The organism is Roseateles sp. P5_B10 (assembly GCF_056400485.1).
In genome coordinates, this window is the sequence record NZ_JBFULE010000170.1 from 1 (window position 1) to 8,512 (window position 8,512).

Consider the following 8,512-nt stretch of genomic DNA (forward strand, 5'->3'; position numbering starts at 1 on the left):
GGGCAGCACAGTGCGGCCCCGGCCAGCGCCAGCAGCGCGGCAAGGCGTCGACCGCTACGCGCAATCGAGGAAGTCAGCATGGAAATCTCCCTGTCAACTGGATCGGGCTGGCCGCCCATCCGCCGCGTCACCGGCTTTGGCCCGCTCGCAATCCACTCGTTGCAGGGCAGTCTAGGAAGCGCCACCCGGGTTGCACAGCCGACAGACGGATGGGATGGGGGCATCCGTTTGGATGAGCAGTGCTCCGACAATCCGCGCATGTCTCATGCCGTATCCCTTCTGCGCGCCGCGCGCCTGGCGAGTGCCACCAAGCCGTTCTCGGCTCGCGGCGGCTTCAAGCGCGAGCGCTGCGAAGGCTGCCGGCTGGTCTCCACGCACTGCATGTGCGCCTTGCGCCCGTCGGTGAACACGCGCGCCGCGGTGTGCCTGCTGATGGCCGACATCGAGCCGCTGAAGCCCACCAACACCGGTTGGCTGATCGCGGATACCGTCGCAGACACCTTCGCCTTCGGCTGGTCGCGAACCGAGCCCGACCCCGCGCTCCTGGCCCTGTTGAGCGAGCCGGCCTGGGATCCCTACGTCGTCTTCCCGGGCCAGTACGCCGCGCCGGAGCGTGTGGTGCATGCCGTTCGGCCGCACGTCGCGGGCCAGGACGGAGCAGCCAAGCGCCCGCTGTTCATCCTGCTGGACGGCACCTGGTCCGAGGCGCGCAAGATGTTCAGCCGAAGCCCCTACCTGAACTCCATGCCGGTGCTCAGCCTGGCGCCCGCCGAGGCCTCGCAGTACAGGCTGCGCCGGTCACGTTGCGGCGACCATTTCTGCACCAGCGAGGTGGCCGCGCAGTGCCTGAACCTGGCGGGTGACGAGGCCGCCGGCAAGACGCTTGACGCGTACCTGGGCGTCTTCACGCATCACTACCTCCAGGCCAAGAACCAGCTGCCCATCGCCTGGGAAGGTGCGGCGCATCAGCGTTTGGAAGAGGTGAGGGCTCAGCAGCCAGTGCGCGCCGCCTGACAGCATGTGCGCCATGGCGAAGTGGCGCTGGTGCCGCCATGGGTCCAGCGCCTGCGAGCAGCCCCGTCACGCGCTGGCCGCCATGGGTGCCGCGTCGGGCGCCTGCGCGGGGCTGTCGCGCCGGACGCGGAACCAGGCGGCGTACAGCGCCGGGACGAAGACGAGGGTCAGCGCCGTGGCCACGACGAGGCCGCCCATGATCGAGATCGCCATCGGCCCCCAGAACACGCTGTGGGTCAGCGGGATCATGGCCAGCACCGCGGCTGCGGCCGTCAGCACCACGGGACGCGAGCGCCGCACCGTGGCATCGACGATCGCGGCCCAGGGCGCCACGCCACGCGCGATGTCCTGGTCGATCTGGTCGACGAGGATGATCGAGTTGCGCATGATCATCCCGCCCAGCGCAATCACGCCCAGCAGCGCGACGAAGCCGAACGGTGCATTGAAGAGCAGCAGTGCCGGCACCACGCCGATCAGCGCCAGCGGTGCCGTCATGAACACCATGAACAGCCGCGAGAAGCTTTGCAGCTGGATCATCAGCAGCGTCAGCATCACCGCGAACATCGCCGGGAACACCGCGAACAGCGCCTTGTTCGCCTTGTCGCTCTCCTCGATGGCGCCGCCTTCCTCGATGCGGTAACCCGCGGGCAGGCTGTCGATGATGGGCTGCAGCGATGGCCGGATCTGCGCCGTGGCGTAGGGGCCCTGCACGCCATCGACCACGTCGCTGCGCACGGTCAGCGCCATGTCGCGGTTGCGCCGCCACAGCACCGGCTCCTCGAAACCCGGCTCGACCCGCGCCACCTGGGACAGCGGCACGTTGACGCCGCTGCGCGTGAACAGTTGCAGGTCGCCGAGTTGGCCAATGTTCTTGCGCTCGTCGGGCGTCGCCCGCACGACCACGTCGACGAGTTCCTCGCCGCGGCGGATCTGCGTCACCGGCGCGCCGTCCAGCGTGGTCTGCACCAGGCCCTGGATGTCGGCGCTGGACAGGCCCAGCAGCCGCGCCTTGTCCTGATCGACGTGGACCTGCACCGAGCGGACCTGCTCGTTCCAGTCCAGTTGCGTGTCGCGCACCAGCGGGTTCTGGCGCACCGCGTCGCGCACCCGGTAGGCGATCTCGCGCACCTGCACCTTGTCCGGGCCGATCACGCGGAACTGGACCGGAAAGCCCACCGGCGGTCCGAACTCGAGACGCGTCACGCGGGCGTTGACGTCGGGCAGGACTTCATCCTTGGCGAACAAGTCCAGGAGACGGGTGCGCACGCGTTCCCGCTGTTCGGTACCCGCCGTCTTGACGACGATCTGCGCGAACCCCGGGTTCGGCAGCTCCGGCTGAATGGACAGATAGAAGCGCGGCGTGCCGGCGCCGGTGTAGGCGGTGAAGAACTCGATGTCCGGGTCCTTCGCCAGGTGCGCTTCAAGCAGCTTCACCTGGGCGGAGGTGGCGGCGAACGACGCCCCTTCGCGCAGCCGCAGTTCCACCAGCAGTTCGGGCCGCGACGCGGTCGGGAAGAACTGCTGTTGCACCGCCAGCATGCCGGCGCCGGCGATGGCAAAAACCAGCACCGTGGTGCCCAGCACCCAGGCTCGGTGCTGCACGGCCCAGTCGACGATGCCGCGCAGCCAGCGGTAGACGGGTCGGTCGTAGGGGTCGTGGTGCGTACCTGCAGCCGCCAGGTTCTTCGGCAGCAGCAGCACGCCGAGGTAGGGCGTGAACACCACGGCGACCACCCACGACAGGATCAGCGCCGCCCCGACGACCCAGAAGATGCCGCCCGCGTACTGGCCGGCGATCGACTTCGCGAAGCCCACCGGCATGAAGCCGGCGGCCGTGACCAGCGTGCCGGTCAACATCGGAAACGCGGTGGACGTGTAGGCATAGGTGGCAGCGCGCATGCGATCCCAGCCTTCTTCCAGCTTCACCACCATCATTTCCACCGCGATGATGGCGTCGTCCACCAGCAGGCCCAGCGCGATGATCAGCGCACCCAGCGAGATGCGGTCCAGCGCCCAGCCGGCGGCGTACATGACGGCCGCCACCAGCCCGAGCACCAGCGGCACCGACGCGGCCACCACGATGCCAGTGCGCCAGCCCAGGAACAGGAAGGACACGGCCAGCACGATGGCCAGCGCCTCCAGGAACGAGCGCTCGAACTCCCAGACGGACTCCGCCACCACCCGCGGCTGATCCGCGTACTGCTGGATCTGCACGCCCGCCGGCAGTTCCTGCTTCACCTGCGCGAGCCGCTCGTCGAGCGCGCGCCCAAAGTCGAGCACGTTGCCGTTGGCCTGCATGGTCACGCCGATGGCCAGCACCGGCACGCCGTTGTGGCGAATGGTCATGCTCGGCGGGTCTTCGTAGCCGGTGCGCACGGTCGCGATGTCGGCCAGCCGCAGCAGTTGGCCGCCCACCTCCAGCGTCACGTTGGCGACGTCCGCCGCGCTGCGCAGGCCGCCGTCCACCCGCACCTGCACGCGGTCGTGGGTGGTATCGGCCGAGCCCGCGGGGGCCACCAGGTTCTGCCGCGCCAGCGCGTCGAAGACTGCGGTTGGGGCAATGCCCATCGCCGCCAGCCGCCGCGTTGAGACTTCAACGAACACGCGCTCGGCCTGCTTGCCCAGCACGTCGACCTTGCCGGCGCCGGCCACACTGTGGATGCGCCGCTTCACGTCTTCGGTGACCGTCAGCAGCTCGGCCATGGTCAGCTCGGGCGCGCTCACCGCGTAGAGCACGCTGTAGCGGTCGTTGTACTCGTCGTTGAAGAACGGCCCGCGCACGCCTTCGGGGAACTCCTGGCGCACGTCGCCGATCTTCTTGCGCACCTGGTACCAGGCGTTCTCCAGCTCCGCCTTGCTGCTGCCGCCCTTCATCCACAGCGTGATGCCGCCATAGCCCTGGCGCGCGAAGCTGCGCACGTAGTCGAAATGGTCCAGCTCCTGCAGCCGGCGCTCGATGCGGTTGAGCACCTCGTCCTGCACCTCCTGCGCGGTGGCGCCCGGCCACACGACGATGGCCGTCATCGTCGGCACGTCGAAGCTGGGGTCCTCCAGGCGGCCCAGGCGGCTGAAGGAGAAGCCGCCGATGATGAGCGTCGCGATGATCAGGAACAGCACCATCGCCCGGTGCGTGACGGCCCATTCCGACGGGTTGAAGCGCTTCACGAGCCGCTCCTGGCGACCGCAGCCGTGCCGGCTTCGGCTGTGCGCTCGACGGCGCGCACGGTGATGCCGGCATCAAGCTTCTGCGCGCCGACGCTGACCACCCGGCTGCCACCGACCAGGCCGGTGACGTGTACCCAGGCGTCGTCCATGGCCACCACCTGCACGGGTGTGAACACCAGGCCGGAGCCCTTGGCGTTGAGCACCCAGACCCCAGCGGACGCGCTGGCCTTCACCAGCGCGGTGACCGGCACGGCGGTGGTCGCCGGCCCGGTCGCTTGCCCGGACAGGTTCAGCTGCATGGTGCTGCCCAGTGGCAGCGCGCCGACCTGCGCGCGCGATTCCTGGGCGGCGGCGTAGCGCACGCGGAAGGTCCGGCCCTGCGCACTGGCCAGTGGCGAGAGCTCGCGCAGCACCAGCCTCAGGGGTGACTTGGCGTCCTGCCAGGGCGTGGCCGTGGCGGAGAGCGTGCGCACCCGGCCGACCCACTCCTCGGGCAGTTCGGCAACGATCTCGCGTTCGCCTTCGCGGGCCAGCGACAGCGCCGGCTGGCCCTCGGCCACCACCTGGCCGCGCTCGAAGCGCAGCGCGGTGACCACGCCGGCGTAGGGTGCCACCAGCGTCGCGTAGCCCTCGCGATTGCGTGCCAGGTCGAGCTGGCGGCGCGCCTGTTCGAGCCGGGCGGCGGCTGCGTCGGCACGCGCCTTCTGGCGCTCATGGTCGGCAGCGCCCACCGAGCCGTCGGCCAGCAAGCGGCGCAAGCGCGCTTCGTCGGACGCGGCCTGCTGCGCATCCACCGACGCGGCCTGGACCTGGTTGGCGGCGGCACTCACCGCCAGTTGGTAGTCGGCCGGGTCCAGCCGCGCCAGCGCCTGGCCGGCCTTCACGGTGTCGCCCACCTCGACGAGCCTGTCCACCACCTTGCCGCCGGTGCGAAAACCCAGCTCCGTCTCGACACGGGCGCGGACCACGGCGGTGAAGCTGCGCGTTTGCGCCGACGCGGCGGGGCTGACGGGGGTCACGAAGACCGGCTTGACGGCGGCGACCGGCGCGGGCGGGCCGCTGCAGGCGGCCAGGGCCAGGAGGGAGATGGCAAAGAAAATTCTGTTCACTGGAATGCCCTCTCGGCAAAGGAAGTCATGGCACTGCCGGCACGGGTCGGCTCGAGACCGCCACCCAGGGCCTTGTAGAGCTGCACGTCGGCCAGCACCTGCTGCAGGCGGCTGTCCGCCAGGGTGAGCTCGCTGGACAACACCGAGCGCTGCACGTCGAGCAGCACCAGCAGGTCGATCTGCCCTTCGCGCTGCAGCGATTGCGCGCGCTGCAGCGAGCGGCGGCGATGTTCGACCGTGCTGGCCAGCGCTGTGGCGCGCTCGGCCTCCTGGGTGCGCACGAGCAGGCTGTCCTCGACCTCCTGCACGGCGACCAGCACCGCCTTCTGCCACACCAGCAGCGCCTCGTCGGCCCGCGCCGACTGCGCGCGGATGCCCGCGTCGATGCGGCCGGCGTTGAAGACCGGCATGGCAAAGGCCAGCGCCACGTTCGAGAAATGCACCGGCGCGAGATCGAGTGCATTCAGCCGCAGGTCCTCGCGACCGAACAAGGCACTCAGAAAGAGCTTGGGCCAGTACTGGGCTCGCGCCTCGGCGCCGCGCAGCGTCTCGGCCGCGACGCGCGACTCGGCAGCGATCAGGTCGGGCCGGCGCCGCAGCAATTCGCTGGGCTGGCCGGTGCCGATCTCGCGCGCAGCAGGCCAGGCAAAGCCTGCGTTCTCGTCAACAACGCGTGCCGACGGGTTGCGACCCAGCAGCACGGCCAGCCGCGTCTGCGAGGTGCCCGCCAGCGTTCGCAACGGCGGCACTTGCGCGTCGAGCGCCCCGGCTTCGGCGCGCGCGCGATCCAGGTCGAAAGCACTGGCCTCGCCTTCGCGCAGGCGGCTGGCGACGCGGGTCGCCGTTTCGCGCTGGGCCGCCGCGAGAGCCTGCACGATGCGCAGACGCTCCTCGGCGCTGCGCAGCACGAAGTACTGCCGCGCCACTTCGCTGGCCACCAGCAGCCGTGCGCCTTGTACACCGGCCGCTGCTGCGGCTGCATCAGCCTGCGCAGCGTCGCGTGCCGCACGCACGCCGCCGGCGAGATCGATCTCCCAGGCCACGTCGACACCGGCGCGCAACGCACGCGTGTCGGGCATGCCTTGCTTGACGGGGTCGGGCAGCCCGCTGTCGCTGCGCGAGGCCGAGGCCTGTACGCCCACCGTGGGCCACAGGCGAGAGGCCGCGGCATCGCGGCCGGCGCGAGCCTGGCCAACGCGTTGCAGCGCGACCGCCACGTCCTGGTTGGCAGACAAGGACGCTTCGATCAGCGCCGTCAGCACCGGATCGCCGTAGCCGGCCCACCAGGCGCCATCGGAGACCTGGCCGGCCACAGCCGACCCGACCTGCGCGAATGCCGCGGACAGCGGCACTGAGGGCGCCGGCGGCTGCCTGGGCGGTGCCGAGCAGGCCGACAGGATCGTCAGCGCCGCGGCGGCCGAGATGAGGCGGGTCGGTCGGGCGCCGGGGTGGCGATTGCGATTCGGGGCGGGCTGTGTGAAAGGCTTCATATACTGGACTCTCTAGTCCAGTAAGTTTAATGGCATATATTGGACTGTCAAGTACAGAAAGCCGCGAATGCCCGAAAACGAGAAGCCAGTCGAGTCCCCACCGCGTCGCGGCCGGCCGCGCGACCCCGAGCGCTTGCGGCGCATCGTGGAAGCGGCGCACAGCCACTTCAATGCGCACGGTCTGGAGCGGGCCAGCGTCGATGCCATCGCCGCCGAAGCCGGCGTCTCGAAGATGACCATCTACAGCCACTTCGTTTCGAAGGAAGGCCTGTTCGAGGCAGTGATTCGCGATCGCACCGACCGCGTGATGGGCGGGGTCGCTGGCGTCGAAGCGCTGGACCCGACGCAGCCGCAGAAGGCGCTGCTGGCCGTCGGAGAGCAGTTCCTGGCGCTGGCGCGCGAGGAGGACGTGCTGGGCAAGTTCCGCTCGATCTATGGCGCCGCCGCGGTGCAGCGCGAGGCCTGCCTGGCCTTTTACAGGCAGGGGGCCGACCGGCTGATCGGCGACCTGGCGGCCTATCTGCGCCGCGCCGATGCGCAGGGCGCGCTGAACATCCGGCACCCGCGCCAGGCGGCGGACCTGTTCCTGTCCATGTTCCTTGGCGACGGCCACATCCGCGGCTTGTTGATGCTCGACATGCCCGACGCGCGCGAAGACAGGGCACTGCTGCGCGAGGCGGTGCGTGTGTTCATGGCGGCCTACGCGAAAGCGCCTTGACGCCACGGCCCGACCGCGGACTTCGCGACTGGTAGAGCCGGTTCACGGCACCCCCTCAAACCGGGGCGCGCTGCATCGCGAGAACCTGCCCAGCGGCTCTCTGGCGCTTTTCAAGGTGAGGCGGAGAGCGGCGTGGCAACGCCGCGTCCTCGCTACGGATAGATGATGTGGATCTGAGCCAGGGCCCTGTCAACACCTTCGCGCCTGACCTTGACGTTGTACTCGTACTTCTTCTTCGTCGTTCCACCCGCACCGAGGTTGAAGTAGCACCTGGGCCCCAGCCCTTTTCTGGGAAGCTGCCCAGGAGGGCTGAGTGTGGCGAAGCGGTTGCGTAGCGCCTGCTTCAGGCGCCCCGGGTTGTACCTTTCCCTGGGATACAGCTCCTGCACGTTCAGGGACGGGCCCGCGTAGTCGAACGTGCTGCGGAACATGCTGAGCACCACGTCCACGATGTGGTCTGCGGCTTGGCCATAGTTGGGCGGCTGGCGTGGCTTGCGGACGCGAACCGGCGCGCTGACTTCCCGCCATTGGGCCTGCCGCTCCAGGAACCACTGGATCTTTGTCTTGACGATCTTGTTGACGAACTGGAGGGCGTCGACGAAGTCGTCATTCGATCGGGCCTGGTCCACCAACGCATACATGGCCTTGCGCTCGTCGTCGTCGATGTGTTCGCCCTCCTCGTAGAACGCGATGTCGTCCAGCGCAAGGTTCAGCGCTTCCTCCAGCGCCTGCTGCGCCTTGCGCGCTTCTTCAATCCATGCGTGCACTTCTTCGAGCAGCCGCGCAGCCTGCGCCAGCGCCTCGTCGTAGTTGCGCTTGGCCGCCAGCCTGCGCAATGCGGCCAACTTTTCCTCGTGTGCCTCGCTGTACGTTCCGCTGGCCAGGTCCTCGTCTTCGATCAGCTGGGCTTGCTTCTCCAGCTTGGTCAGCGCCTCGAGGAAACCATCGCGCTGGGGATGCGTTTTGCGCAGCTGATTTTCCTCGGCATCGAGCAGTCCTTCCAAGGTGTCCAACGC

The 8,512-nt window shown here is 69.3% G+C and carries 6 protein-coding genes; 2 read left to right on the top strand and 4 right to left on the bottom strand.

All coding sequences use genetic code 11. The features are described from left to right. Window positions 1-258: 258 nt before the first annotated feature. Window positions 259-1,014, top strand: coding sequence for a tRNA-uridine aminocarboxypropyltransferase (locus AC1DU6_RS12905; protein ID WP_457352325.1), 756 nt, complete (start codon window positions 259-261; stop codon window positions 1,012-1,014). A gap of 66 nt (window positions 1,015-1,080) precedes the next feature. Here the strand turns inward: AC1DU6_RS12905 and AC1DU6_RS12910 are convergent, their stop codons facing one another. The 3 genes from AC1DU6_RS12910 to AC1DU6_RS12920 are packed head-to-tail and all read right to left on the bottom strand — an operon-like array spanning window position 1,081 to window position 6,778. Further along, window positions 1,081-4,179 (bottom strand): efflux RND transporter permease subunit, encoded by a 3,099-nt coding sequence (locus AC1DU6_RS12910; RefSeq protein ID WP_477857591.1) that lies wholly within the window; start codon window positions 4,177-4,179, stop codon window positions 1,081-1,083. Next, entirely contained in the window at window positions 4,176-5,288 is a 1,113-nt protein-coding gene (locus AC1DU6_RS12915; RefSeq protein ID WP_477857593.1) for an efflux RND transporter periplasmic adaptor subunit, read from the bottom strand. The genes AC1DU6_RS12910 and AC1DU6_RS12915 overlap by 4 nt, the downstream gene beginning before the upstream one ends. Further along, window positions 5,285-6,778: an efflux transporter outer membrane subunit gene (locus tag AC1DU6_RS12920; RefSeq protein ID WP_477857595.1), complete on the bottom strand. Its 1,494-nt coding sequence runs from the start codon at window positions 6,776-6,778 to the stop codon at window positions 5,285-5,287. Before AC1DU6_RS12920 ends, AC1DU6_RS12915 begins: the two co-directional genes overlap by 4 nt. Before the next feature lie 67 nt (window positions 6,779-6,845). On the opposite strand from AC1DU6_RS12920, the gene AC1DU6_RS12925 reads away from it, so the two are divergent. Further along, window positions 6,846-7,496 carry a TetR/AcrR family transcriptional regulator gene (locus tag AC1DU6_RS12925; protein WP_457388471.1) on the top strand — a complete coding sequence of 217 codons (651 nt, stop codon included), beginning with the start codon at window positions 6,846-6,848 and terminating at the stop codon, window positions 7,494-7,496. Window positions 7,497-7,648: 152 nt separating this feature from the next. On the opposite strand, the gene AC1DU6_RS12930 is transcribed toward AC1DU6_RS12925, so the two are convergent. Continuing rightward, window positions 7,649-8,500, bottom strand: a complete 852-nt coding sequence (locus tag AC1DU6_RS12930) for a hypothetical protein (protein WP_477857597.1) — start codon at window positions 8,498-8,500, stop codon at window positions 7,649-7,651. Between the last annotated feature and the right edge of the window lie 12 nt (window positions 8,501-8,512).